At 68.4% G+C, this 24,253-nt stretch carries 26 protein-coding genes; 13 read left to right on the forward strand and 13 right to left on the reverse strand.

Annotation, left to right across the window (positions count from 1 at the left end):
* Positions 1–18: 18 nt before the first annotated feature.
* The 8 genes from paaE to ACDP63_RS01305 form a co-directional block, all read right to left on the reverse strand.
* Positions 19–1,095 (reverse strand): 1,2-phenylacetyl-CoA epoxidase subunit PaaE, encoded by a 1,077-nt coding sequence (paaE, locus tag ACDP63_RS01270; RefSeq protein ID WP_024843403.1) that lies wholly within the window; start codon positions 1,093–1,095, stop codon positions 19–21.
* A gap of 31 nt (positions 1,096–1,126) precedes the next feature.
* On the reverse strand, positions 1,127–1,648 hold the full coding sequence (gene paaD / locus ACDP63_RS01275) for a 1,2-phenylacetyl-CoA epoxidase subunit PaaD (RefSeq protein WP_024843404.1): 522 nt from the start codon (positions 1,646–1,648) through the stop codon (positions 1,127–1,129).
* Between the two features lie 6 nt (positions 1,649–1,654).
* Positions 1,655–2,509 carry a 1,2-phenylacetyl-CoA epoxidase subunit PaaC gene (paaC, locus tag ACDP63_RS01280; protein WP_024843405.1) on the reverse strand — a complete coding sequence of 285 codons (855 nt, stop codon included), beginning with the start codon at positions 2,507–2,509 and terminating at the stop codon, positions 1,655–1,657.
* Entirely contained in the window at positions 2,509–2,793 is a 285-nt protein-coding gene (paaB, locus tag ACDP63_RS01285; protein ID WP_024843406.1) for a 1,2-phenylacetyl-CoA epoxidase subunit PaaB, read from the reverse strand. Before paaB ends, paaC begins: the two co-directional genes overlap by 1 nt.
* Positions 2,794–2,848: 55 nt before the next feature.
* Entirely contained in the window at positions 2,849–3,838 is a 990-nt protein-coding gene (gene paaA, locus ACDP63_RS01290) for a 1,2-phenylacetyl-CoA epoxidase subunit PaaA (protein ID WP_024843407.1), read from the reverse strand.
* An 18-nt stretch (positions 3,839–3,856) separates the two neighbouring features.
* Positions 3,857–5,062, reverse strand: coding sequence for a 3-oxoadipyl-CoA thiolase (pcaF, locus tag ACDP63_RS01295; RefSeq protein ID WP_024843408.1), 1,206 nt, complete (start codon positions 5,060–5,062; stop codon positions 3,857–3,859).
* Between the two features lie 144 nt (positions 5,063–5,206).
* The gene (locus tag ACDP63_RS01300) at positions 5,207–6,061 is read right to left on the reverse strand and encodes a PaaX family transcriptional regulator C-terminal domain-containing protein (protein ID WP_024843409.1); all 855 of its coding nucleotides are present in this window, start codon (positions 6,059–6,061) and stop codon (positions 5,207–5,209) included.
* A gap of 117 nt (positions 6,062–6,178) precedes the next feature.
* Positions 6,179–8,551, reverse strand: coding sequence for a penicillin G acylase (locus ACDP63_RS01305; RefSeq protein WP_024843410.1), 2,373 nt, complete (start codon positions 8,549–8,551; stop codon positions 6,179–6,181).
* A 222-nt stretch (positions 8,552–8,773) separates the two neighbouring features.
* Here ACDP63_RS01305 and ACDP63_RS01310 point away from each other — a divergent pair, with 222 nt between their 5' ends.
* The 10 genes from ACDP63_RS01310 to ACDP63_RS01355 all read left to right on the forward strand — a co-directional run bounded on the left by ACDP63_RS01310 (position 8,774) and on the right by ACDP63_RS01355 (position 15,703).
* On the forward strand, positions 8,774–9,160 hold the full coding sequence (locus ACDP63_RS01310) for a DUF6152 family protein (protein WP_024843411.1): 387 nt from the start codon (positions 8,774–8,776) through the stop codon (positions 9,158–9,160).
* Between the two features lie 5 nt (positions 9,161–9,165).
* The gene (locus ACDP63_RS01315; protein ID WP_024843412.1) at positions 9,166–9,639 is read left to right on the forward strand and encodes a DUF6644 family protein; all 474 of its coding nucleotides are present in this window, start codon (positions 9,166–9,168) and stop codon (positions 9,637–9,639) included.
* A gap of 262 nt (positions 9,640–9,901) precedes the next feature.
* The gene (locus ACDP63_RS01320; RefSeq protein ID WP_024843413.1) at positions 9,902–11,167 is read left to right on the forward strand and encodes an ABC transporter substrate-binding protein; all 1,266 of its coding nucleotides are present in this window, start codon (positions 9,902–9,904) and stop codon (positions 11,165–11,167) included.
* The gene (locus tag ACDP63_RS01325) at positions 11,167–11,886 is read left to right on the forward strand and encodes an ABC transporter ATP-binding protein (RefSeq protein WP_024843414.1); all 720 of its coding nucleotides are present in this window, start codon (positions 11,167–11,169) and stop codon (positions 11,884–11,886) included. Before ACDP63_RS01320 ends, ACDP63_RS01325 begins: the two co-directional genes overlap by 1 nt.
* Entirely contained in the window at positions 11,883–12,596 is a 714-nt protein-coding gene (locus ACDP63_RS01330; protein WP_024843415.1) for an ABC transporter ATP-binding protein, read from the forward strand. The genes ACDP63_RS01325 and ACDP63_RS01330 overlap by 4 nt, the downstream gene beginning before the upstream one ends.
* A complete protein-coding gene (locus ACDP63_RS01335) occupies positions 12,596–13,024 on the forward strand; it encodes an ABC transporter permease subunit (protein ID WP_409927636.1) in 429 nt (142 codons plus the stop codon). The genes ACDP63_RS01330 and ACDP63_RS01335 overlap by 1 nt, the downstream gene beginning before the upstream one ends.
* Positions 13,012–13,458 carry a branched-chain amino acid ABC transporter permease gene (locus tag ACDP63_RS01340; RefSeq protein WP_409927637.1) on the forward strand — a complete coding sequence of 149 codons (447 nt, stop codon included), beginning with the start codon at positions 13,012–13,014 and terminating at the stop codon, positions 13,456–13,458. Before ACDP63_RS01335 ends, ACDP63_RS01340 begins: the two co-directional genes overlap by 13 nt.
* Positions 13,459–13,470: 12 nt before the next feature.
* Entirely contained in the window at positions 13,471–14,508 is a 1,038-nt protein-coding gene (locus tag ACDP63_RS01345) for a branched-chain amino acid ABC transporter permease (protein ID WP_024843417.1), read from the forward strand.
* A 21-nt stretch (positions 14,509–14,529) separates the two neighbouring features.
* Entirely contained in the window at positions 14,530–15,363 is an 834-nt protein-coding gene (locus tag ACDP63_RS01350; protein WP_024843418.1) for an intradiol ring-cleavage dioxygenase, read from the forward strand.
* Between the two features lie 7 nt (positions 15,364–15,370).
* The gene (locus ACDP63_RS01355) at positions 15,371–15,703 is read left to right on the forward strand and encodes a hypothetical protein (RefSeq protein ID WP_024843419.1); all 333 of its coding nucleotides are present in this window, start codon (positions 15,371–15,373) and stop codon (positions 15,701–15,703) included.
* Between the two features lie 5 nt (positions 15,704–15,708).
* On the opposite strand, the gene ACDP63_RS01360 is transcribed toward ACDP63_RS01355, so the two are convergent.
* On the reverse strand, positions 15,709–16,659 hold the full coding sequence (locus ACDP63_RS01360) for a LysR family transcriptional regulator (protein ID WP_024843420.1): 951 nt from the start codon (positions 16,657–16,659) through the stop codon (positions 15,709–15,711).
* Positions 16,660–16,752: 93 nt separating this feature from the next.
* On the opposite strand from ACDP63_RS01360, the gene ACDP63_RS01365 reads away from it, so the two are divergent.
* Positions 16,753–17,826 (forward strand): maleylacetate reductase, encoded by a 1,074-nt coding sequence (locus ACDP63_RS01365; protein WP_024843421.1) that lies wholly within the window; start codon positions 16,753–16,755, stop codon positions 17,824–17,826.
* Positions 17,827–17,882: 56 nt separating this feature from the next.
* Positions 17,883–19,640, forward strand: coding sequence for an FAD-dependent oxidoreductase (locus tag ACDP63_RS01370; protein ID WP_024843422.1), 1,758 nt, complete (start codon positions 17,883–17,885; stop codon positions 19,638–19,640).
* 303 nt (positions 19,641–19,943) lie between these two features.
* Here ACDP63_RS01370 and pcaF (ACDP63_RS01375) read toward each other — a convergent pair whose 3' ends face one another.
* Genes pcaF (ACDP63_RS01375) through ACDP63_RS01385 form a run of 3 tightly spaced genes read right to left on the reverse strand, consistent with a single transcriptional unit; the run spans position 19,944 to position 22,562 of the window.
* Entirely contained in the window at positions 19,944–21,143 is a 1,200-nt protein-coding gene (pcaF, locus tag ACDP63_RS01375) for a 3-oxoadipyl-CoA thiolase (RefSeq protein ID WP_024843424.1), read from the reverse strand.
* A gap of 1 nt (position 21,144) precedes the next feature.
* Positions 21,145–21,816, reverse strand: a complete 672-nt coding sequence (locus tag ACDP63_RS01380) for a 3-oxoacid CoA-transferase subunit B (RefSeq protein WP_024843425.1) — start codon at positions 21,814–21,816, stop codon at positions 21,145–21,147.
* Positions 21,813–22,562, reverse strand: a complete 750-nt coding sequence (locus ACDP63_RS01385; protein ID WP_024843426.1) for a 3-oxoacid CoA-transferase subunit A — start codon at positions 22,560–22,562, stop codon at positions 21,813–21,815. The genes ACDP63_RS01380 and ACDP63_RS01385 overlap by 4 nt, the downstream gene beginning before the upstream one ends.
* Positions 22,563–22,670: 108 nt before the next feature.
* On the opposite strand from ACDP63_RS01385, the gene ACDP63_RS01390 reads away from it, so the two are divergent.
* Entirely contained in the window at positions 22,671–23,429 is a 759-nt protein-coding gene (locus ACDP63_RS01390; protein ID WP_024843427.1) for an IclR family transcriptional regulator C-terminal domain-containing protein, read from the forward strand.
* Here the strand turns inward: ACDP63_RS01390 and ACDP63_RS01395 are convergent.
* Positions 23,426–24,064: a TetR/AcrR family transcriptional regulator gene (locus ACDP63_RS01395; RefSeq protein ID WP_024843428.1), complete on the reverse strand. Its 639-nt coding sequence runs from the start codon at positions 24,062–24,064 to the stop codon at positions 23,426–23,428. The genes ACDP63_RS01390 and ACDP63_RS01395 overlap by 4 nt on opposite strands.
* Positions 24,065–24,253: the final 189 nt, after the last annotated feature.

The raw sequence follows: 24,253 nt of genomic DNA on the forward strand, positions 1-24,253 counted from the left end.
TCCCCTCCTGCGCCCGGATCATTCGTCATAGGTGACGACCACGCGGTCGCTGATCGGATAGGCCTGGCAGGACAGCACATAGCCGGCACGGACCTCGTAATCCTCCAGCGCGTGGTTCACCGCCATCTCGACCTCGCCCTCCAGCACCTTGCAGCGGCAGGTCGAGCAGACGCCCGCCTTGCAGGAATAGGGCGCGTCCATGCTGTTGGCGAGCGCGGCTTCCAGGATCGTCTCGCCCTCGCGCGGCATCTGGAAGCTGCGGGTGGCGCCGTCCAGCGTCACGGTGGCCGCGACCCCCTTGCCGGCACCAGCGGCCTGGGCCGAGACGGGCCGGGCCTTGGCGCGGCCGGGCTGGCTGGAGGCGAACAGCTCGAACTTGATCTGCTCGTCGCGCAGCCCGTGGTCGCGCAAGGACGCCGCGACGGTCAGCATCATCGGTTCCGGGCCGCAGATGAAGGCGGTGTCCACGGCCTCGGCATCCAGCCAGTGCTGGAACAGCGCCGCCATCTTGGCCTCGTCGATGCGGCCGGTGAACAGGTCGATCTCCTGCCCCTCCTGCTCCAGCACATGGATGACCGAGAAGCGGCCGAGATAGAGGTTCTTCAGATCCTCCAGCTCCTCGCGGAACATGATGGTGTTGATCTGGCGGTTGGCATAGACCAGCGTGAACTGCGCGCGCGGCTCGCGCGCCAGCACGGTCTTGATGATCGACAGGACCGGCGTGATGCCCGAGCCGGCGGCAAAGCCCAGATACTGCTTTTCCGCCTCGGGCTCGATCGGGGTGAAGAACTTGCCCATCGGCGGCATCGCCTCGATCTCGTCGCCCGGCGCCAGGTTCTCGTTGGCCCAGGTGCTGAAGGCGCCGCCATCGACGCGCTTGATGCCGACGCGCAGGGTGCCCTCGTCCTTGCCGGCGCAGATCGAATAGGAGCGGCGCAGCTCCTCGCCGTCGAAATCGCGGCGGAAGGTCAGGTATTGGCCCTGGGTGAAGTCGAACAGCGCGCGGTCCTCGTCGCGGGGCGCCAAGGTGACGACCACCGCGTCGCGCGTCTCGCGGCGCACGTCGATGACCTTCAGCGGGTGGAAGCGTGCCATGGGGGTATCCTTCCTGAAGCGGGTCGCCTTCTTACAGGCATTTGAAATAGTCGAAGGGTTCCAGACAGTCCTTGCAGCGATAATTCGCCTTGCAGGGGGTCGAGCCGAACTGGCTGATCTTTTCGGTATTGGTCGAGCCGCAGCGCGGGCAGGCGATGGTCAGGTTGGCGCCGGTCATCCGGGCGATGCGCCCGGCCAGCACCCCGTCCGCCGCCGTGCCGTCCACGGGGGGGACAATGCCATAGGCACGCAGCTTTTCCCGGCCCTCCGGCGTGATCCAGTCGGTGGTCCAGGGCGGCGACATCTGGCGCTCCAGCCGCAGCTTGTCGATGCCGTGGCCGCGCAGCGCGGTCTCGATATCCAGGTTAATGATGCTGGTCGCGGGACAGCCGGAATAGGTCGGCGTGACCCGGACGACCAGCGTATCGCCCTGCCATTCGACGCCGCGGATGATGCCCAGGTCGGTCAGGCTGATGACCGGGATCTCCGGGTCGGGCACCTCGGACAGCCAGCCCCAGACCTGCTCGACGCTGGGATGGGTCGCAGCGGCCATGGCGCCTTACCAGCTGGCGCCGGGATAGGCGCGTTGCAGGAACTGCATCTCGGCCAGGATATAGCCCAGATGTTCCGTGTGGATGCCCTGCTTGCCGCCCTTATGCGCGAAATCGCTTTCGGGGATCTGCAAGGTCGCCTCACCCAGCACATGGCGCAGCGAGGCGTCCCAGCCGGCGCGCAGGCTGGCCGGATCGGGGGCAATGCCGCGCGCGGCCATCTGGGCATCCTTGTCGTCGCCCAGGAACATCTCTCCGGTATAGGGCCAGAGCGCGTCCAGCGCCTGCTGCATGCGGCGATGGCTTTCCTCGGTCCCGTCGCCCAGCCGCACCACCAGGTCGGACGAGCGTTCCAGGTGATAGGCGACCTCCTTGCCGGCCTTGGCCGCGATCTCGGCCACGCGCGGGTCCGACGAGGCCGCCAGCCCCTTCAGCAATTCATGGTGCCAGGCGTCGAACAGGAACTGCCGCATCAGCGTATGGCCGAAATCGCCGTTCGGACGCTCGCAGATCAGCAGGTTGCGGAAATCCCAGGCGTCGCGCAGATAGGCCAGGTCGTCGGCCGAGCGGCCCTGCCCCTCGACCTCGCCGGCAAGCCCCAGCCACAGCTGGGTCTGGCCGATCAGGTCCAGCGCCACGTTGGCCAGCGCGATGTCCTCCTCCAGCGCCGGCGAATGGCCGCACCATTCCGAGACGCGATGGCCCAGGATCAGCGTCGAGTCACCGAGGCGCAGCAGGGTTTCGAACAGCGCCTCCTGGCCCTCGTCGGGCTGGGGCACGGCGGGATGGGCCGGATGGGCCTCGGCCTCGCGCCGGGCCAGTTCCGCCACCTGGGGCGTGTTCATGTCGGGCAGCGACGGCATCACATATGCCCCACTTCTTCGGGAATGTCGAAAAAGGTCGGGTGGCGATAGACCTTGGCGTTCGAGGGCTCGAAGAGCGGCCCCTTGTCCGAGGGGCTCGACGCGGTGATCTGCGCCGAGGGCACGACCCAGATCGACACGCCCTCGTTCCTGCGAGTATAGACGTCGCGGGCGTTCATGATCGCCATTTCGGCGTCGGGCGCGTGCAGGCTGCCGACATGGCGGTGGTTCAGCCCGTGCTGGCCCCGGATGAAGACCTCCCAGAGCGGCCATTCCTTGGACATGGTTCTCTCCCTAAACTTGGTTCTGCGACTGGCGCGTGTTCCTGGCGATGACGGGTTATTCGGCGGCCTGCGCCCGGCGGGCGGCGGCCTTCTCGGCATGGGCCATCAGCCCCTCGCGGAACCAGGCGCCGTCCTCCCAGGCCTTGACGCGGGCGCCCAGCCGGTCCTTGTTGCAGGGCCCGTTGCCGGCGATCACGTCGAAGAATTCCGACCAATCCGGCTCGCTGAAATCGTAGCCACCCTTTTCCTCGTTCCATTTCAGGTCCGGGTCGGGGACGGTCAGGCCCAGGTATTCCGCCTGCGGCACGGTCTGGTCGACGAATTTCTGCCGCAGCTCGTCATTGGTGTTGATCTTGATCTTCCAGGCCATCGACTGCGCCGAATGCACCGAATCCTTGTCCGAAGGCCCGAACATCATCAGCGCCGGATACCAGAAGCGGTTCAGCGCGTCCTGCGCCATGCGCTTCTGCGCCGGCGTGCCCTGGGCCAGCTTCATCATCACCGCATAGCCCTGGCGCTGGTGGAAGCTTTCCTCCTTGCAGATGCGGATCATGGCGCGGGAATAGGGACCATAGCTGGTGCGCTGCAGCGGCACCTGGTTCATGATCGCCGCGCCGTCGACCAGCCAGCCCACCGCGCCCATGTCCGCCCAGGTCAGCGTCGGATAGTTGAAGATCGAGGAATATTTCATCTTGCCGGCATGCAAGAGTTCCATCAGCTCGTCGCGCGAGACGCCCAGCGTCTCGGCCGCCGAATAGAGATAGAGCCCGTGCCCGGCCTCGTCCTGCACCTTGGCCAAGAGGATCGCCTTGCGCTCCAGCGTGGGGGCACGGGTGATCCAGTTGCCCTCGGGCAGCTGGCCGACGATCTCGCTATGGGCGTGCTGGCCGATCTGGCGGATCAGCGTCTTGCGATAGCCCTCGGGCATCCATTCCTTGGGCTCGATCTTCTCGCCGCGGTCGATGCGCTCCTGGAAGGCGATCTCCTGGGGAGTCATCTCCTCGCGGGCCTTCATCCCTTCGGATTTCACAAGCTGGGCATACATGGCAAACTTCTCCCTGGGTCAAACGCGTTCGAGGATCAGCGCGATGCCCTGCCCCACGCCGATGCACATGGTGCAAAGCGCATAGCGCCCGCCGGTGCGATGCAGCTGATACATCGCCGTCGTCACAAGCCGGGCCCCCGACATGCCAAGCGGGTGGCCAAGCGCGATGGCGCCGCCGTTCGGGTTCACATGGGCGGCGTCGTCGGGCAGGCCAAGGTCGCGCAGGGTCGCCAGCGCCTGGCTGGCGAAGGCCTCGTTCAATTCTATCACATCCATCTGCTCGATGGTCAGTCCCGCGCGCGCCAGCACCTTTTTTGCCGCCGGCGCCGGGCCGATGCCCATGATCCGGGGCTCGACGCCGGCCGCGGCCATGGCAACGATGCGTGCCTTGGGCGTCAGGCCGTGGCGCTTCGCGGCCTCGCCCGACAGGATCGCCAGCGCCGCGGCGCCGTCGTTGACGCCCGAGGCATTGCCGGCCGTCACCGTCAGGTCAGGGCCGTTCACGCCCTTCAGCTTGGCCAGCACCTCGGCCGTGGTGCCGGGGCGCGGATGCTCGTCGGTGTCGAAGACCACCGGCTCGCCCTTTTTCTGCGGTATGGTGACGGGCACGATCTCGTCGGCAAAGACGCCGGCCTTCTGCGCCGCTTCCCACCGGGCCTGGCTGCGGGCGGCAAAGGCATCCTGGTCGGCGCGGCTGACGGCGAAATCGGCGGCGACGTTGTCGGCGGTCTGCGGCATCGAATCGATGCCGTATCGCGCCTTCATCGCCGGGTTGACGAAGCGCCAGCCGATGGTGGTGTCATAGACGGCATTGGCGCGCGAGAAGGCGGTTTCCGCCTTGGACATCACGAAGGGCGCGCGGGTCATGCTTTCGACGCCGCCGGCGATGACGAAATCGCAATCGCCCGCCTTGATCGCCCGCGCCGCCATGCCGACCGCATCCATGCCCGAGCCGCAAAGCCGGTTCACCGTGGTCCCCGGCACGCCGATGGGCATGCCCGCCAGCAGCACCGCCATGCGGCCCACGTTGCGGTTGTCCTCGCCCGCCTGGTTGGCGCAGCCATAGATCAGGTCATCGACCGCCGCCCAGTCCACGCCGGGGTTGCGCTCCATCAGCGCCTTCAGCGGCACCGCGGCCAGGTCGTCCGCCCGGACCGAGGCCAGCGCCCCGCCATAGCGGCCGATCGGCGTGCGCACCGCGTCACAGATGAAGGCGTCCTGCATGCTCTCTCCCCCTTTTTGGCAACGGCCGATGATTCTCCAATTCACCGACCGGTTGGTCAACTTATACAATCCAAAACATCACAAAGAAAGAAAAATTTGGTCAGTCGTGTGATGTTTTGGGGCGCAAAAAATAATCCGTTCTTCTCAACTTGTTGTGCGGGACAGGTCGGCCAGCCTCGCCTCGCTTTCCGCGGTCTTTTCCGGCAGGAGGCCGTCGCTGCCTTCGAATTGCGCCCCGATCCAGCGTTCCGCCGCCGGGGAAAGCTGGCGATAGAGGCGGCGGAACAGCGCCCGCGCCTCGTGCCCTTTCCAGTCCGGCGGCAGGGCGGGCTGCGGCAGGCGGGGGTCGCGCAGCAGCACGCCGCGATAGTCATGCACCAAGAGCAGCCGCGCGATCAGCGCCATCTCGTCCGACAGCGCCGCGCCCGCCTCGGCCAGCGGCGCAAAGCGCGCCAGCATGTCGAGATAACGCTGATGCAGCACCGAGAGATCCCAGAACTGCCCGATCCGGCCCAGTTCGGGCGGGTCCGGGGCACGAAAGACCAGCGCGCCTTCCGGCAGCGGCTGGCCGCGGTCGGGCCGGATGAAGACCGCGCCGCCCATATGGCCCATGCGCTGGTGGCGGGCCTCGTCCTCGGTCAGGTCCGGGGCGTGCAGGATCTGCCAGCCCTGCGCCGGCACCTCGGCCTTGTAGAGCAACCCCGCCGCCTGGTCGAACTCCCGCTGGGCCGAGGCGTCCAGCCGGTAGTAGCTGCGCCGCCCCAGCCGCTCGCCGCGCAGCCGGTGGGCGGCGACCAGGCGCGAGACGGCGGTGCGCACCAGCGATTCGCTGATGCCGACCCGCTCGCAGACCTCGATCAGCGTGCCGGTCCACAAGACGCCGCCGCGCGGCACCACCACGTCGCCATAGACGGTGACGATGAAGGCGGCCGAACGCAGCGCCATCCCCTGCAATATCCCGTCGATCAGCCCGCGCTCGGCCATTCCGCCCTGCCGCATGTTTCCCCGCCATCCGCCGCCGCTGCCATAGAAGCCGGGAAAGCGGTCATGCGCAATGCGGCTTGCCCCAGCATCGGGCGCGGAGGCCGGCCACCCGTCGCGATGGCCGGCCGGGCCTTACCGCGGGACGGCGATGGTCTCGCGCGACACGGCGGCCGCTTCGACCTCATCGCGGGTCAGCGCCTGCGGGCGGCAGTCGAAGCCCTCGTAAAGCGCCAACTGGTCCTCGTAATGCGGGGAAGCCTCGCCCGAGGGGCCGATGAAGCCGCTCTGGCCCGGCGGGGTCACGGCGCAGAACTCGGCCTTGCCGTCGCGGAAGGTGATCCGGTTGTTCTCGGTGCCGCGGTTCATCGCGGTGCCGATGGCGCGGACCTCGTCCTCGCCGGCCTGCGGGATGCCCAGGTAGTTGCTGGTCTCGAACACGTGCTGCTTGATCTCGATGCGCCAGTCGGCGGGCTCCTGGCTGCCGAACCTGTCGGCCAGCCGCGCGGCCGCCTTGTCGAGCGAGGCCAGGATGACCTCCTCGCGGCCGGCCGCGTCGGCGCCGTTGAAGAAATCATGGGTCTGCGGCACGCCGGCCCGCTCGCCCAGCAGCGCGTTGTGCAGCATCTGCGCGGCGCGCGAGATGCGGTTGTACAGGATCGCCGGCGGGATCGCCGGGCTGTCGTCGCGCAGCACGTCCTCGACCATCACGTCCAGCCAGGCCTGGAACAGCCCCACCGCCGGGCTGGTCGCGCGGCCGTCCTCGGCCCGGATCTGCTGCCCGTCCCAGTTGCGCAGGATCTCGACCAGTTCGGCGCGCTGGCTTTGCGGGTCGATGCCCTCGGCCGCATCGAGGATGAAGGGCAGGAAATAGCGCGCGTTGATGTCGAGAAAGCTGATCTCGCGGTTGATGTCCCAGATCTCCTCGGGGGTCAGCTTGTCCTTGGCGTCGAGCCGCGCGGTGATCTCGACCACACGGTCGGCGCTGCCCCAGGGCGTGGCCTCGAAATTCGCGGCGTCCCCCTTGGCCGAGCGGTTGTTCCAGTTCGCGATCCAGCCCTGGCCGGGGTTATAGGCCTTGGGCGCATCGGCAAAGGGCCGCACGCCCTGCCAGTCGTCCTTGCCCGGCCGGGCCGGAAGCCGCTGGTCATGGCCTTCGGCGCGGACGGGGACATGGCCGGGCGAGACATAGCCGATATTGCCGTCCCGGTCGGCGTAATACCAGTTGATCGTGGTCGCGACCTTTTCCGCCTGGTCCAGCCATTCCTGGTAATTCTGCGCCTTGGTCGAGTTCACCCAGGCCATGAGGGTCGAGATCTCCTGCCCCTTCCAGGCGCGGTTGAAGGCATAGGCGGTCGCCGTTTCGGGATCGATCTGGCCGACCACGCCGTAATCGCTTTCCCAGACCGTGGTCTCGACCTCGGGCTGGCCCTTGACGCGGAAGGTCTCGCGGCGGGCCGTCATCTCCTTCCAGCTGTCGTGGGCGCGGTATTGCCGCGGATTCTCGGGGTTCAGCTCCAGCCGGTAATAGTCGTTCACGTCGCGCGGCCCGGCGGTGGCGCCCCAGGCGATGGTGCCGTTGGTGCCGAACAGGACGTTGGGCACGGCAAAGGGCGTGTTGCCGGTCAGGTCGAACCCCGCGCCGTGCAGCCCGATGCTGAAGACATAGGACGGGTTGAAATTGCCGAATTGCGGGCCGTTGATCAGGATGGTGCTGCCGTCGGTGGTCTTTTGCGGCCCGGCGATCCACAGGTTGCTGGCACGCGGGCGCTCATCATCGCCGGGCAGCGCGCCGGCGTGCAGCAATTCGGCAAAGCCGCTGGCGGAAGGCGGGGTCAGCCCGGCCTTGCGCTGGTATTGCTCGCCCTCGGGCACGGTGGTCGGGGCCAGCGGATCTTCGTCCCAGAACATCTGGTCGAAAACTGCGCGCGCCTGTTCGGCGCCGAATTGCGCCTCCAGCTCGGCCAGCGTCCTGGCATTGGCCAATTCGGAACTGTAGCCCGAAAAGCGGCCGGCCATGGTCCCGACATAGATCATCGCCACGTCGAACTCGGTCCAGCGGCGGGGCTTGAAGCCGAAATCGTTGAACTGCCTGGGCATCAGCTCGGCCGGTTCGGCCAGAACCCGGTCCACCCACAGGTTGAAGCCCGCCGCGTAGCCGCGCAGGATGTCGCGCTCCTCCGGCGCCAGCGCCTCGATCTGGCGGCGGATCTCGGCATGGTCGAACATGGCCCGGGTCTGGATATCGAAGGGCAGCCGCTCGATGCCCAGCACCTCGGCCACCTCGCCCAGGACCGAGCGCCGCGCCATCTCCATCTGGAACAGCCGGTCCTGCGCCACGCTGTAGCCGAAGCCCGCGTAAAGCCCATGCACGTCGTCGGCATAGACATGCGGCACGCCCCAGTTGTCGCGGATGATCTCGACCCTTGTGTCGGCCAGGGCCGGACAGGCCAGAAGGGCAGAAAGGCCGGCCGACAGCAGCAGGCGGCCAAACGAAGACCTGAACATGGTATTCTCCTCCAGGTGCAAGCGCCTCCTCCGGCGCGTGGCAAGGCTTATCGTTAACCGTTCGGTCGGTCAATTAATTAGGGATGCCCGCTCAGCCGGCCGGCAGGGGATCGGGCCGTTCACGCGATTGTCAGCGCCGACCGCCGCAGGCTGGCCGATCATGGTGGGGCGGCCGCCACGGCCCGCGGCAGTCCCGACCAACATTTCCCAAAGAGGTCCGACATGCAGAATCACGCCCGCATCCTTCCCTCGATCATGCTCGCCGCTGCGCTGACGCTGGGCGCCGCACCCCTGCTTGCGCATCACGGCTGGTCATGGGCCGAGGGCGAACAGACGACGCTGGAAGGAACCGTCGAAAGCGTCTCGATGAACCCGCCCCATCCTACGATCCAGGTCCGCGATGCCCAGGGCACCGTCTGGCAGGTCGACCTGGGCAATCCCAACCAGACCGCCCGTTCGGGCTTTACCGCCGACACGGCAGGGCCCGGCGATGCGATCACGGTGATCGGCAATCGCAACCAGGATCAAAGCGCGCATATGAAGGCCGTCCGCATCGTGATCGACGGGCAGAATTACGACATGTATCCCGAGCGTATCCAGGCGGACTAAGGCCCGTGCAGGAACTCGCGGCCTGGGCCGAGGGCACCGCGCTGGCGGCGGCGCTGCGCCGGTCGGGCCATCTCTATATGGTGGTGAACGCCACGCATATCCTGGGCGTCGCGCTGCTCTTGGGCGCGATCGTTCCGCTGGACCTGCGCCTTGTCGGGATCGTCCGCGGCGGCGCGCTGCGCGTGCTGGCGCCCTTTCTGTCGCGCGCGGCGGGGATGGGGCTGGCCATCACCCTTGCGACCGGGCCGGTCCTGTGGTCGGTCGCGGCCCGCGACTACCTGGCCAATGCCGCCTTTCGCTGGAAAATCGCGCTGATCGCGCTTGGCCTTCTGGTCGTCGCCCTGCAACATGCCGGCAAGGGTTGGCGACAGGCCGTCGAGACCGGGACGCCCGGCCCGGATGCCCGTATCCTGGCGGCGCTTTCGCTGGCGATCTGGCTGTCCGTGCTGCTGGCGGGGCGCTGGATCGGCTTTCTGTGACGGCGCGCGGCTGGATCGGGAATCCCTGAAACGCCGGTATTGGACGGGCCGACGCGTCCTCGCCGGACCTGCCGTCCATACGGGCCGGCCCCCTGGATGCGATCCGCAGAGATATAACCCAAGGGCATATTTCTGCGCGACCATGCGATAATATGGCAACCTTACCCGAGATAGAGTGCCGCTTCAGGACGCTTGCCGCAGGCGCCGGTCGGAGGAGGGCCGGACCCGCAACGGCATGCGGCGGATCATGGGAGGTTTGGCAATGCTCAACAGACGGACATTCATCGCCTCGGGCTCGGCCCTGGCCGGGCTGGGGCTGGCGCGCCCGGCACTGGCGCAGCGCAAGGCGATCAGGATCGGCTATGTCAGCCCGCAGACCGGGCCGCTTTCGGCCTTTTCCGCCGCGGACGATTTCATGGTCCGGCAGTTCCTGGCCGCGGCGCCGGGGCTTGGCCTCGATGCCGAGGTCATCGTCAAGGACAGCCAGTCCAATCCCAACCGCGCCGCCGAGGTGGCGCGCGAGTTGATCAGCCGCGACGAGGTGAACCTGATCCTGGTGGCATCGACCCCCGAGACGACCAACCCGGTCTGCAGCGTGGCGGAATCCGAGGAGATCCCGGTGATCTCGACCGTGGCGCCCTGGCAGCCCTGGTTCATCGGCCAGCAGGGCAACCCCGCCGATCCGGGCAGCTGGCAGGAATTCGACTATGTCTATCACTTCTTTTGGGGGCTCGAGGACAATGTCCGGGTCTTCATGAACATGTGGGACGCCGTTCAGACCAACAAGTCCGTCGGCGCGCTGTGGCCCAACGACAGCGACGGCAATGCCTGGTCCTCGGCGGTGGGCATGCCGCCGGCGCTGGCCGCGGCCGGCTACAGGCTGACCGATCCCGGCCGCTACCAGAACCTGACCGACGATTTCAGCGCCCAGATCAGCGCCTTCAAGCAGGCGCAGGCCGAGATCCTGGTCGGCATCCCGATCCCGCCGGATTTCACCACCTTCTGGACCCAGGCCCGGCAGCAGGGCTACCGGCCCAAGCTGGTTTCGGTCGCCAAGGCGTTGCTGTTTCCCGAAAGCGTCGCCGCGCTTGGCGAGCTGGGCGACAACCTGACCGCCGAGGTCTGGTGGTCGCCGCAGCACCCGTTCCGCTCGTCGCTGACCGGGCAGAGCGCGGGCGAACTGGCCGGCGATTTCGAGGCGGCGGCGAAGCGGCAATGGACCCAGCCCGCCGGCTTCGTCCATGCGCTGTTCGAGGTCGCCGCCGACGCCATCCGCCGCACGGACGACCCGACCGACGGCGATGCGCTGGCCGAGGCCATCGCCGCCACCGATCTGCAAACCGTGGTCGGCCGCGTCGCCTGGGGACAGGAGAACGTGCCCGAATTCGCCCGCAGGAACGTCGCCAAGACGCCGCTGGTCGGCGGGCAATGGCGCCGCATGCAGGACGGCAGCTTCGACCTGGTGATCGTCGAGAACGCTCTCGCACCCCAGATCCCGCTGGGCGACAGCCTCCGGACCTTGGCGTGATGGCCCTGCTTTCGTTGCGATCCGTGTCGAAAAGCTTCGGCGCGCTGAAGGTCACCGACGATGTCAGCTTCGATCTGCAACCGGACGAGGCGCTTGGCATCATCGGCCCGAACGGCGCCGGGAAATCGACGCTGTTCAACCTGATCACCGGCAACCTGCGGCCCGATGCCGGGCAGATCCTGCTGGACGGGCGCGATGTCAGCGCCGATTCGGTCATGGCGCGCTGCGCGGCGGGCATCGGCCGCTCGTTCCAGATCCCGCAGCCCTTCGGCCACCTGTCAGTCTATGAAAACCTGCTGGTCGCGGCGCGGTTCGGCGGCGGGCTCGCGGCGGCCGAGGCGCCGGAATTCTGCATGGGCATCCTGCGCCGCACCGGGCTGGCCGGCGTGGCCGACAGTCCCGCAGGCGGGCTGCCGCTGCTCAGCCGCAAGCGGCTGGAACTGGCGCGCGCCATGGCGACGCGGCCGCGGGTGCTGCTGCTGGACGAGATCGCCGGCGGGCTGACCGATGCCGAATGCGTCGAACTGGTCGCCACCATCCGCGCCATCCACGCCGAGGGCACCGCCATCGTCTGGATCGAGCATGTGCTGCACGCGCTCAACAGCGTCGTGAACCGGCTGATCGTACTGAATTTCGGCCGGCTGCTGATGATGGGCGATGTCCGCACGGTGATGAACGCACCCGAGGTGCGCGAGATCTACCTGGGGGCCGAGGCATGAGCGACCCCATCCTGTCGGTGTCCGGCCTGACCGCGCATTACGGCGATTTCCAGGCGCTGTTCGGCGTCGACCTGGCGCTGGAACCGGGCGAGGTCGTCGCCATCATCGGCGCCAACGGCGCCGGCAAGACCACCCTGATGCGGGCGATCACCGGCATCGCCCGCATCAGCGCCGGCCGGGTCCGGCTGGACGGGCGCGACATCACCGGCTCTGCGGCGCCCGACATCGTGATGGCCGGTATCGCCATGGTGCCGGAAGGGCGGCGGCTGTTCCCCTCGCTCAGTGTCGAGGAGAACCTGCTGATCGGCGCCCATGCGCGCCGCACCGCCGGGCATTGGAACCTGGAAAGCGTCTATCGCCTGTTCCCCGCCCTGCGCGAGCGGCGCCAGCATCCCGGCACGGCGCTGTCGGGCGGCCAGCAGCAGATGGTCGCCATCGGCCGGGCGCTGATGTCCAATCCGCGCGTGCTGCTCTGCGACGAGCTCAGCCTCGGCCTCGCCCCGGTGGTGATCCGCGAGATCTATGCCGCCTTCCCCGAGATCCGCGCCGGCGGCGCCTCGGTCGTGGTGATCGAGCAGGATGTGGGCCAGGCGCTGAAGGTGGCCGATCACGTGCATTGCATGATGGAGGGCCGCATCACCCTGTCCGGCCGGCCGGGCGAGCTGTCGCGCGACGCCATCCACGATGCCTATTTCGGAGCGACCCATTGATGTTCTCGCTGGATACGATCGTGCAGGGCCTGCTGCTGGGCGGGCTCTATGCGCTTTTCGCCGCCGGGCTCAGCCTGGTCTTCGGCATCATGCGGCTGGTGAACCTGGCGCATGGCGACCTGATCGTGCTGGGCGCCTATCTGATCCTCGGCCTCGGCACGGCGACGGGCATGAGCCCCTTTGCCGCGGCGCTGATCGCCATGCCGCTGATGTTCGCGCTGGGATGGCTCTTGCAGACCCGCCTGCTGAACCGCGTGCTGGGCGAGGACATCCTGCCGCCGCTGCTGGTCACTTTCGGGCTGTCGGTGGTGATCCAGAACGGGCTGCTTGCCGCCTCACCGCCGACAGCCGCAAGCTGGCGGCGGGGCCGGTCGAGGCCGCCTCGGTCGCGGTCGGGCCGGTGCAGATGGGCGTCATGCCGGCGATGACCCTGGCCACGGCGGTCGCGGTCATCCTGGGGCTCAACCTGCTGTTCTATCGCACCGCGCTGGGACGCGCCTTCCGCGCCACCTCGGACGATGCGGTGACGGCGCAGCTGATGGGCATCCGGCCGCAGCGCATCTTCGCCATGGCCACCGGCATCGCCCTGGTCGTCGCCGCCATCGCCGCGCTCTACCTGGGCACGCGGGCGAATTTCGACCCGTCCATCGGGCCGGCGCGATTGCTCTATGCCTTCGAGGCGGTGATCATCGGCGGGCTGGGCAGTCTCTGGGGCACGCTGGCCGGGGGCGTGGTGATCGGCCTGGCCCAGACCATGGGCGCGGCGATCAACCCGGAGTGGCAGATCCTGGCCGGGCATGTCGCCTTCGTGCTGATCCTGATGGTCCGCCCGCGCGGGCTGTTCCCCCGAGCCATCGACTGAAAGGGCGCCGTGATGAAGAACGCTTTTCCCGCATATCGCCCCCTGGCGCTCGCCGTCCTTGCCGCAGCCGTCCTGGCCATGGTGCCGCTGATCGGCCCGCGCGCCATGGTGCAGGATCTGTTCGGCATCCTCTGCCTGCTGGTGCTGGCGCTGAACTGGAACATGCTGGCGGGCTTTGCCGGGCTGGTCTCGGTCGGGCAGCAGGCCTTCGTCGGCATCGGCGCCTATACCATGTTCGCCGCGGTCATCCTGTTCGGGCTGGACCCGCTGGCCGGCGTGCTCTTGGGCGGGCTGGTCGCCATGGCGCTGGCCGTGCCGGTGGCCTGTTTCGTCTTTCGCCTGAACGGCGCCTATTTCGCCATCGGCACCTGGGTCGCGGCCGAGATCGCCCGGCTGGGCCTGGGCCAGTGGAAGGCGCTTGGCGGCGGCACCGGCACCTCGCTGCCCAAGGGCACGACGCGCGACATGCTGGGCGTCGGGTCGGTCAAGGAATGGCTGGGCGTGTCCAGCGCCGCGGCCAGCGACATCCTGCTTTACTGGCTGGCGCTGGGGCTGGTGCTGGCGACGCTGGCCGCGTCCTGGGCCTTCCTGCGCTCGCGCCTGGGGCTGGGCCTGCAGGCGATCCGCGACAATGCCATGGCCGCGCGCGCGGTGGGCGTCGATCCGGTGCGGCTCAAGGCACTGGTCTTTCTGCTGACCGCCTTCGGCACCGGCCTTTGCGGCGGGCTGCTGTTCATCCAGATCACCCGCATCACCCCGGACGCGGCTTTCTCGCTGCTGGACTGGACCGCCTTCGTGCTGTTCGTGGTGGTGATCGGCGGCATCGGCACCCTGCCCGGCCCCATCGTCGGCGTGGTGCTGTTCTATGCGCTGGAGCGGCTGCTGTCGGATTACGGCAGCGCCTATCTGATCGTGCTGGGCCTGTTCGGCATCGCGGTCATGCTGTTCGCCCGGCGCGGCCTCTGGGGCAGCCTGTCCGGACGCACCGGGCTGGAGCTGCTGCCGCTGGGCCACCGCGCCCCCGACCCTGCATCGGCCGTCCGGCCCTGAGATTCACGAAAGGAAAGCATCATGTCCTATTTCACCGAAGCAGGCTCGGTCGAGGCGGTGAACGCCCGCATGGGCGAGACGACCGACGCCCGGCTGGCCGAGGTAATGGCCTGCCTGGTCAAGCACCTGCACGCCTTTGCCAAGGAAATCGCCCTGACCCAGGAGGAATGGGAGATCGGCATCGACTTCCTGACCCGCACCGGCCGGATCTGCTCGGCCGAGCGGCAGGAGTTCATCCTGCTTTCGGACGTGCTGGGATTCTCCATGCTGGTCGATGCGATCAACAACCGCCGCCCCGAGGGCGCGACCGAGAACACCGTCTTCGGCCCCTTCCATGTCGAGGGCGCGCCGATCCGCGAGATGGGCGCATGCATCAGCCTGGACGGCAAGGGTGAAAGCTGCCTGTTCGAGGGCCGGGTGCTGGATCTCGACGGCAATCCGGTCGAGGGCGCGACCGTCGATGTCTGGTCCGACAATGCCGACGGCTATTACGACGTGCAGCAACCGGGCATCCAGCCGAAATGGAACAATCGCGGCCGTTTCGTCACCGGACCGGACGGGCGCTACAGCTTTGTCGGCATCAAGCCGGTCAGCTATCCGATCCCCGATGACGGGCCGGTCGGGCAGATGCTGGGCAAGCTGGGCCGCCATCCCTATCGGCCGGCGCATATGCATTACATGGTGACGGCACCGGGCCATCAGCGCGTCGTCACCCATACCTTCGTCGCCGAGGACGACTATATCGCCGACGATACCGTGTTCGGCGTCAAGGAGACGCTGATCGCCCCCTTCCAGCGCGTCGATGGCGACACCCTCTGGCGCTCGCCCTTCGACTTCGTCCTCGTTCCCGCCTGAGCCGATCATGCCCAACGTCAAGATCTATATCGACGAAACCCGCCTCGCCGCCTGCCGCGCCGCCATCGAGGACGCGCTGCCCCGGCTGCGTGACCTGCTCTGCGAGCGGCTGGCGGTCGAGGCCAGCGCCTGCCAGATCGCCGCGCTGCCGGTGCTGGGCCTGCCAGACCAGCCGCAGGTGAATGCCGAGCTGCTGATCCTGCCGCGCAGCGGGCGCACGCCGGAGCGCATCCGCGCCGTCGCCGGGACCATGCGGCAGGTGCTGGAACAGGCCAGCGGCCTCGATGTCGCGGTGCGGGTGGGCATGCTGGACCCCGAGACCTATCTGGCGCTGAAATAGCCCCCTCAGCCGCGCCGGCGCGTCACCTGCTGGTCGTGTTCCATCCGCGCGGTCAGCCGGGCGAATTCCTCGGTCAGGAAGGCGATGAGCTGGCGCATGGCCGGGGGGCCGGGGCGGTTCTCGGGCATCAGCAGGCCCAATTGCCGCTCGGGGTGGTCGATGCGCAGCGGCAGCGCCTCCAGCGGCACGCTGCGGCGCGACAGGAACACCACCGAATAGGGCAGCACGGTCAGCGCATCCGATCCCGCCATCACCGACTGGATCGAGGCCAGCGTGCCGCCCGAGAAGCTGACGTTGAAATCCTCCTGCCCGATGGATTTCAGCGCCCGCTCCAGGTCACGGTAAAGCGGGCTGTTCGCCGGCGGCGCGATCCAGGGATAGGGCGCCAGGTCGGCCTGGGCGATGGCCTTGCGCCGGGTCAGCGGATGGCCGGCGCGGGCCGCCACCACGTTGCGGCCCGCGAGGACCGGGATGAAGCCCAGCCCCGGCGGCACCTGGCTGGGATGCAGGGGCAGGATCGCCATGTCCAGCGTGCCGTTGCGCAAGGACGCCTCCAGCGTATCGACATAGCCATAGGACTGGTCGATCTGCACCTCGGGGTGGCGCATCTGGAAATCCGCGATCATGGTCGAGACCACGCCGTCCATGAAGATCGGCGAGCCGCCGACCCGCAGCCGCCCGGCATGGCCCTTGCGGAAACGCTGGACCAGCAGGCTCGCCTCCTGGTTGGCGGCGCGGATGCGGGCACCGAAGCGCGCCAGGCTCAGCCCCAGTTCGGTCGGGCGCAGCGGCCGGCGGCCGGGCTGGAACAGCGGCATGCCGATGCGCTTTTCCAGCAGCGCCATGCTGCGCGAGACCGAGGGCTGCGACTTGCCAAGCGCCTCGGCCCCCTCGGTCAGCCCGCCCTTTTCGACGATCACCGCCAGGATTTCCAGATGTTCGCTGTCTATTTTCATAACTTATCGCTATATTATACTCCATTCATCCGATCAATATTTGTCTTTGCCCGGTGTAGCTTGCCCCCGATGAGGATCGAGGGAGGAATAGCCGTGTCCTTTTTCCGCGAGGAATTCACCGCGCAAAGCCCGGCCGTCCGGGTGCGGTTCGGCCGCAATGTGCGCAACAGCATCGCCGACGAGATCGACGCGCTCGGCGCCCGCCGCGCGCTGATTCTGACCACGCCGCAGCAGGCCGATATGGCCGAGGAATTTGCCGCGCTTTGCGGCGACCGCGCGGCCGGCCGCTTCACCGGCGCGGTCATGCACACCCCGGTCGAGGTCTCGGAACAGGCGACCGAACAGGCCCGCAGCATCGGCGCCGACGTGCTGGTCGCGGTGGGCGGCGGCTCGACCACCGGCCTCGGCAAGGCCATCGCGCTGCGCACCGGCCTGCCGCAGATCGTCGTGCCCACCACCTATGCCGGCAGCGAGGCGACGCCGATCCTGGGTCAGACCGAAAACGGGCTGAAGACCACGATCACCGACCGCCGCGTGCAGCCCGAGATCATCCTCTACGATGCCGAACTGGTCGCCACCCTGCCGGTGGCGATGACCGTGACCAGTGCGATCAATGCCATGGCCCATGCCGCCGAGGGGCTTTACGCCCGCGACCGCTCGCCCCTGACCTCGCTGATGGCGGTCGAGGGGCTGCGCGCCTTTCGCGACGCCCTGCCCCGCGTCATCGCCGCGCCCGGCGACCTGGCGGCGCGGGGCGAGACGCTTTATGGCGCCTGGCTTTGCGGCTCGGTGCTGGGCCAGGTCGGCATGGCGCTGCACCACAAGCTTTGCCACACGCTGGGCGGCAGCTTCGACCTGCCCCATGCCGAGACCCATGCCGTGATCCTGCCGCATGCCATCGCCTATAACGCGCAGGCGGTGCCCGAGCTGCTGGCACCGGTGGCCGAGATCTTCGGCGATGCCGATCCCGGCCGGGCGCTGCACCGCTTCGCGCGCGAAAGCGGCGCGCCGCTGGCGCTGCGCGACCTGGGCCTGAAGGAAACGGATCTGGACCGCGCCGCCGAGATCGCCACCCGCAACCCCTATTGGAACCCGCGCCCGGTCGAGCGCGACGCCCTGCGCCGGCTGCTGGCCGCCGCCTGGGCGGGCGAGGCGCCGGACCGCTGAGCCGCCCGCCCCGCAGCCACGCATTTCGACGAAACCTCTGGGAGGAGAGACCTCGAATGACTGATATCACCACCGATGTGCTGATCATCGGCACCGGCCCGGCCGGCTCGGCCACCGCCGCGCTGCTGTCGACCTACGGCATCGCCAACATGGCGGTGAACCGCTATCGCTGGCTGGCCAACACGCCCCGCGCCCATATCACCAACCAGCGCACCATGGAGGTGCTGCGCGACCTGGGCCGCGAGGTCGAGGACGAGGCCTATATGTTCGCCACCCATCAGGAGCTGATGGGCGAGAATATCTTCTGCGAAAGCCTGGCAGGCGAGGAAATCGGCCGGCTGAAGGCCTGGGGCAACCATCCGCTGTCCAAGGCCGAACACCTGATGTCCTCGCCCACCCGGATGAACGACCTGCCGCAGACCTATATGGAGCCGCTGCTGTTCAAGACCGCCTGTTCGCGCGGCACGCAGGGGCGGCTGTCCACCGAATACCTGCGCCATGAGCAGGACGAGACCGGCGTCACCACCACCTGCCGCGACCGGCTGACCGGGCAGGAGATCACCATCCGCTCGAAATACCTGGTCGGCGCCGATGGCGGCAAGTCGCTGGTGGCCGAACATGCCGGCCTGCCCTTCGAGGGCAGGATGGGCGTGGGCGGCAGCATGAACATCCTGTTCCGGGCCGACCTGTCGAAATACGTCGCGCACCGGCCCTCGGTGCTTTACTGGGTGATGCAGCCCGGCGCCGATGTCGGCGGCATCGGCATGGGGCTGGTGCGCATGGTGCGGCCCTGGAACGAATGGCTGATCGTCTGGGGCTATGACATCAACGGCCCCGAACCGGAAGTGACCGAGGCATTCGCCACCGGCATCGCCCGCCAGTTGGTCGGCGATCCCGAGCTGAAGATCGAGCTTTTGTCCGCCAACACCTGGACGGTGAACAACTTCTACGCCACCCGGACCGCGAACGGGCGGGTGTTCTGCATGGGCGATGCGATCCACCGGCATCCGCCGTCGAACGGGCTGGGCTCGAACACCTCGATCCAGGATGCGTTCAACCTGGCCTGGAAGCTGGCCCTGGTGCTGAAGGGCCAGGCCGGCGAGCGGCTGCTGGACAGCTATGACGCCGAGCGCGCGCCGGTGGCCAGGCAGATCGTCACCCGCGCCAACCAGTCGATCACCGAGACCGGCCCGATCTTTGCCGCGCTCGGCATGGCCGAGGGGGTGGACCCGGTGCAGATGCAGAAGAACCTGCAGGCCCGCACCGACGGCACGCCCGAAGCCGAGTTGCAGCGCGAGGCGATCCGCAAGGCCATCGCCTTCAAGAAATACGAATTCGACGCGCATGGCGTCGAGATGAACCAGCGTTACCGCTCGGATGCCATCGTGACCGACGACCAGCTGGAGCCGGACTTCCAGCTCGACCCCGAGCTGCATTACCAGCCGACCACCTGGCCGGGCGCCCGCCTGCCGCATGCCTGGCTTTATCGCCACGACGACGGGGCCGAGGTCTCGACCCTGGACCTGTGCGGCCATGGCCGCTTCACCCTGCTGACCGGCCTTGGCGGCGAAGCCTGGGCCGAGGCGGCCGGCAAGGTGGCGCGCGGCCTGGGCATCGACCTGGTCGCCCATGTCATCGGCCCGCGCCAGGCCCATGTCGACCACAGCGGCGACTGGGCCCGCGCCTCGGAAATCAGGGATAACGGCTGCCTGCTGGTGCGCCCCGACCACCATGTCTGCTGGCGCGCGACCGGCCTTGTTCCCCGGCCCGAGGCGGAACTGGCCCGCGTGCTGCGCCAGGTGCTGGCGCGCTGAGCCCCGGCCACCGGGCGCATGCTTGCGCAACGCGCCCGGCGGAAAAGGCGCCTTCGAAATCCCGATGCCGCGTCTGGCTAGGCAGGCCAGGCAAGGCATGGGGCTGACCCATTGCCATGGCGCGCAGATCGGCGCACCCATACGCTTCAGGCGGCTGTTGGGCACCGCGACCCTTGCGGCTACGGGGCAAGCTGTCGCTGCGCAGCGGATTGCTGCCGCCCGCCATCCGTGGCAGGCGGCCATGACGGCCCGGATCCGGGCTTTCGCTGTCTCCGGCGTCTGCTGCCGCGCGGCGGAAGCCGCCTAGACCCGTTCCAGCGCGATGGCGATGCCCTGGCCTACGCCGATGCACATGGTCGAAAGCGAGCGCCGCCCGCCGGTCCGCGCCAGTTCCAGCGCCGCCGTGCCGGTGATGCGGGCGCCCGACATGCCCAGCGGATGCCCCAGCGCGATGGCCCCGCCGTTCGGGTTCACCCGCGGGTCGTCATCGGCAATGCCCAGCTGGCGCAGCGTGGCGAGGCCCTGGGCCGCGAAGGCCTCGTTCAGCTCGATCACGTCGAAATCGGCCGGCGTGAGCCCCAGCCGCGCCATCAGCTTCTGCGACGCCGGGGCCGGGCCGATGCCCATGATGCGCGGCGGCACCCCCGCCGTCGCCCCGCCCAGCACGCGGGCGATAGGGGTCAGGCCGTGCGCCCGCGCCGCCGCCTCCGAGGCCAGGATCAGCGCCGCCGCCCCGTCGTTCACCCCCGAGGCATTGCCCGCCGTCACCGAGCCGTCCGGGAACAGCGGCCTGAGCTTGGCCAGCGCCTCGGCCGTGGTGGCGCGGGGATGCTCGTCGGTATCGACCACCACCGGATCGCCCTTGCGTTGCGGGATCGTCACCGGGGTGATTTCCTGCGCCAGCCGGCCGCTGGCGATCGCCGCCGCAGCCTTGGCCTGCGAGGCCAGCGCCATGGCGTCCTGCGCCTCGCGCGAGATGCCGTAATCGTCGGCGACGTTCTGGCCGGTCTGCGGCATCGAGTCGGTGCCATAGGCCCGATCCATCGCCGGGTTCACGAAGCGCCAGCCGATGGTGGTGTCGTGGATCTCGGCATGGCGGGAAAAGGCGGTCTCGGCCTTGGGCAGCACGAAGGGCGCGCGCGACATCGACTCGACGCCGCCGGCGATCATCAGCCCGGCCTCGCCCGCCGCGATCTGGCGCGCGGCGACCAGCACCGCATCCATGCCCGAGCCGCAGAGCCGGTTGATCGTGGTGCCCGGCACCTCGAGCGGCAGGCCGGCCAGCAGCACGGACATGCGGGCGACGTTGCGGTTGTCCTCGCCGGCCTGGTTGGCGCAGCCATAGATCACATCGTCGACCGCCTGCCAATCCAGGCCGGCATGGCGGGCCATCAGCGCGCGCAGCGGGATGGCGCCCAGGTCGTCGGCCCGCACTGGGGAGAGCGCGCCGCCGAAGCGGCCGATGGGCGTGCGGATATAGTCGCAGATGAAGACGTCGGTCATGTCACAGCTCCGGCACGACCAGGTCGCCGACCGCACCGTCCAGATGCAGCCGCGCGCCGGTCACGGCTTGCAGGTCGTCAAGGGAAATCGTGGCCAGCTTCTCGCGCAGCACGAAACGGCCGTCCTCGATGTCCACCACGGCGAGCGAGGTATAGACCCGCGTCACGCAGCCCACCCCGGTCAGCGGCAGGGTGCAGGCTTCGACCAGCTTCGGCTTGCCGTCCTTGGTGACATGGTCGGTGATGACCGCGACGCGCTTGGCGCCATGCACCAGATCCATGGCGCCGCCCACCGCCGGCACGCCCTTGGGTCCGGTGGACCAGTTCGCCAGGTCGCCGTTCTGCGCCACCTGATAGGCGCCCAGGATCGCCACGTCCAGATGCCCGCCGCGCACCATGGCAAAGCTGTCGGCATGGTGGAAGAAGGCCGCGCCGGGCTTCAGCGTGATCGCCTTCTTGCCGGCATTGATCAGATCCCAGTCTTCCTCGCCCGCCGGCGGGGCCTCGCCAAAGCCCAGCACGCCGTTCTCGGTATGGAACACCGCCTGGCGGCCGGGGGGCTGGAACTTGGCCACCATCTCGGGAAAGCCGATACCGAGGTTCACATAGGCGCCGTCGGCGATGTCCTGCGCCGCGCGCCAGGCGATCTGGGCGTTGGAAAGCTTCGTGGTCATGCCTGCACCTCCTGGGGACGGGCGGGGGGATGGGCCGCCTCGGCGCGGTTCAGCGCCTCTTCCTGCGCCGGGTTGGCGACCTCGACGATGCCGGAGACGAAGATGCCCGGCGTCACCACATGCTCGGGGTCGATGCCGCCCGGCGCGACCGCCCGCGTCACCTGCGCGACGGTGCGCGCCGCCGCCATCGCCATCAAGGGCGAGAAGTTCCGCGCCGCCATGCGATAGGTCAGGTTGCCGTAATGGTCGCCCAGCTCGGCCTTGATCAGCGCGAAATCGGCCTTGAGCCAGCGTTCCTGCACATAGGGACGGCCGTCGAACTCGGCGACCGGCTTGCCGCGGGCCAGGTCGGTGCCGTAGCTGGTCGGCGTGTAGAAGGCCGGGATGCCGGCCCCGCCGGCACGGATGCGTTCGGCCAGCGTGCCCTGCGGCACCAGTTCCAGCTCGATCTCTCCGGCCAGGTATTTCTCGGTAAAGACCCGCGGATCGGCCGAGCGCGGGAAGGAACAGACCATCTTGCGGACCATGCCCTGCTCGATCAGCGCGGCGATGCCGACATGGCCGTTGCCGGCATTGTTGTTGATGACGGTCAAATCCTTGGGGCTGCCGGTGGCCAGGTAGCGGTCGATCAGCGCGTGGATCAGCTCGATCGGCGCGCCCGAGCCGCCGAAGCCGCCGATCATCACCGTGGCGCCGTCCGGGATGCCGGCGACGGCCTCGGCCAGGTTGGGGATGCGTTTGTCCATGACCTCCTCCTGCGGGTTCCGGGGATGTCATGCGCGCATAGCCGCCGCGAGGCCAGAGATTTCGTGCGGATGTTGACATTTGTTCAAACTGCGTAAAAACCTGTGCGCATGGTGAACAAGACCGATTTCATCGCCTCGCTGGCCAAGGGTCTGGGCGTGATCGAGGCGTTCCGGGCGGAACGGCCGCGGCTTTCCATCGCCGAGGTGGCCGAGGCGACGGGGCTGGACCGGGCGACGGCTAGGCGCTGCCTGCTGACCCTGCACGAGCTGGGCTATGCCGATTACGACGGCAAGTTCTTTACCCTGACGCCGCGCATCCTGCGGCTGGGCATGGGGGCCCTGGCGGCGATGCCGCTGGCGCAGCTGGTGCAGCCCTGGCTGGACCAGCTGTCCGAGCAGATCGGGCAATCCACCTCGGTCTCGATCCTCGATGATACCGAGATCGTCTATCTGGCGCGGGCGGCGCAAAGGCGGGTGATGTCCATCGGGCTGATGCCGGGCTCGCGGCTGCCGGCGCATTGCACCTCGATGGGCCGGGTGCTGCTGGCCGCCCTGCCCGAGCCCGAGGCGCGCGCCATCGTCGAGCGCTCGGACCTGACGCCGCGCACCCGCCACAGCCTGACCGCGCCGAACGAGATCATGGCACGCATCGCCCGAGCCCGCGACGACGGCCATGCGGTGATCGACCAGGAGGTCGAGCTGGGCCTGCGCTCGCTTGCCGTGCCGCTGTTGAACGCGCATGGCCGGGTGGTGGCGGCGCTGAATACCGGGGTGGCGGCGGTGCAATCCTCGGCCGAGGAACTGGTCGCACTCTACCTGCCGGCGCTGCTCCGGGTGCAGGAGGGGCTGCGCCGGGTGCTGCGCTAGCGGCCGGGCAGCGGCGGGCGCGGCCGGCCTGCCAGTTCGGTGGCGCTGGCCAGGTCCAGGCCAGCCATGCAGAGCAGACGGGCCACGATCCGCTCGCTTTCCGCGGGGGAAAGCTGGCCTTCGGTGATCGCCAGGCTGGCGCCGATCAGCGCGTGGCAGGTCAGCCGCCAGGTCAATTCGGCGTCCTCGGCCCGAAAGCGGCCGGCCGCCGAGGCCTGGCGCAGGTCGCGGATCGCAAAGGGGCCCATCATGCGGAACAGCGCATCTGCGATCACCTCGGAACGGTGCAGCATCTGCCGCCAGCGCGGATCGCCGGTCGCAGCGTCCAGCACGGTGCGGATGCCGAAGGCATAGACCTGCGCCGGATCCTCGAACCGGTCGGTGACGGCCTGGATGCTGACCCCCAGGTCATGCATCAGCCCCTCGAGTACGGCGATGGCCAGTTCGTCCTTGGATCTGAAGTAATTGTAGATCGTCCCCGCCCCGACATCAGCGCGTTCGGCGATCTCCAGCATGGTGGCGGCCTCGGCGCCCTTCTCGGTCATGATCTCGCGCGCCGCCTTGATCAGCGCCGCCCGGTTGCGCCGCTGGCGCCGCGCCACGCGGCCCTCGCCCTGGATCCCTGCCTCGGCCATGCCCTGCTCCGTATTCGAACCCGAACCATATTCGGAAACGAATCGGATCTCAAGCCGAGGGGCGGCTCGCCCCGCCGGCGCGACAAGAAGCCGCGGGCGGTGGGAGAGTTTTTAGCGTCCAGTCAATGCGTTGCAAGCTTCCGGCCGATATGAATTATAATCAAAGTTGACGATAATTCATTTTTAGAA

The organism is Paracoccus sp. P2 (assembly GCF_046335115.1).
Lineage (GTDB): Bacteria > Pseudomonadota > Alphaproteobacteria > Rhodobacterales > Rhodobacteraceae > Paracoccus > Paracoccus pantotrophus.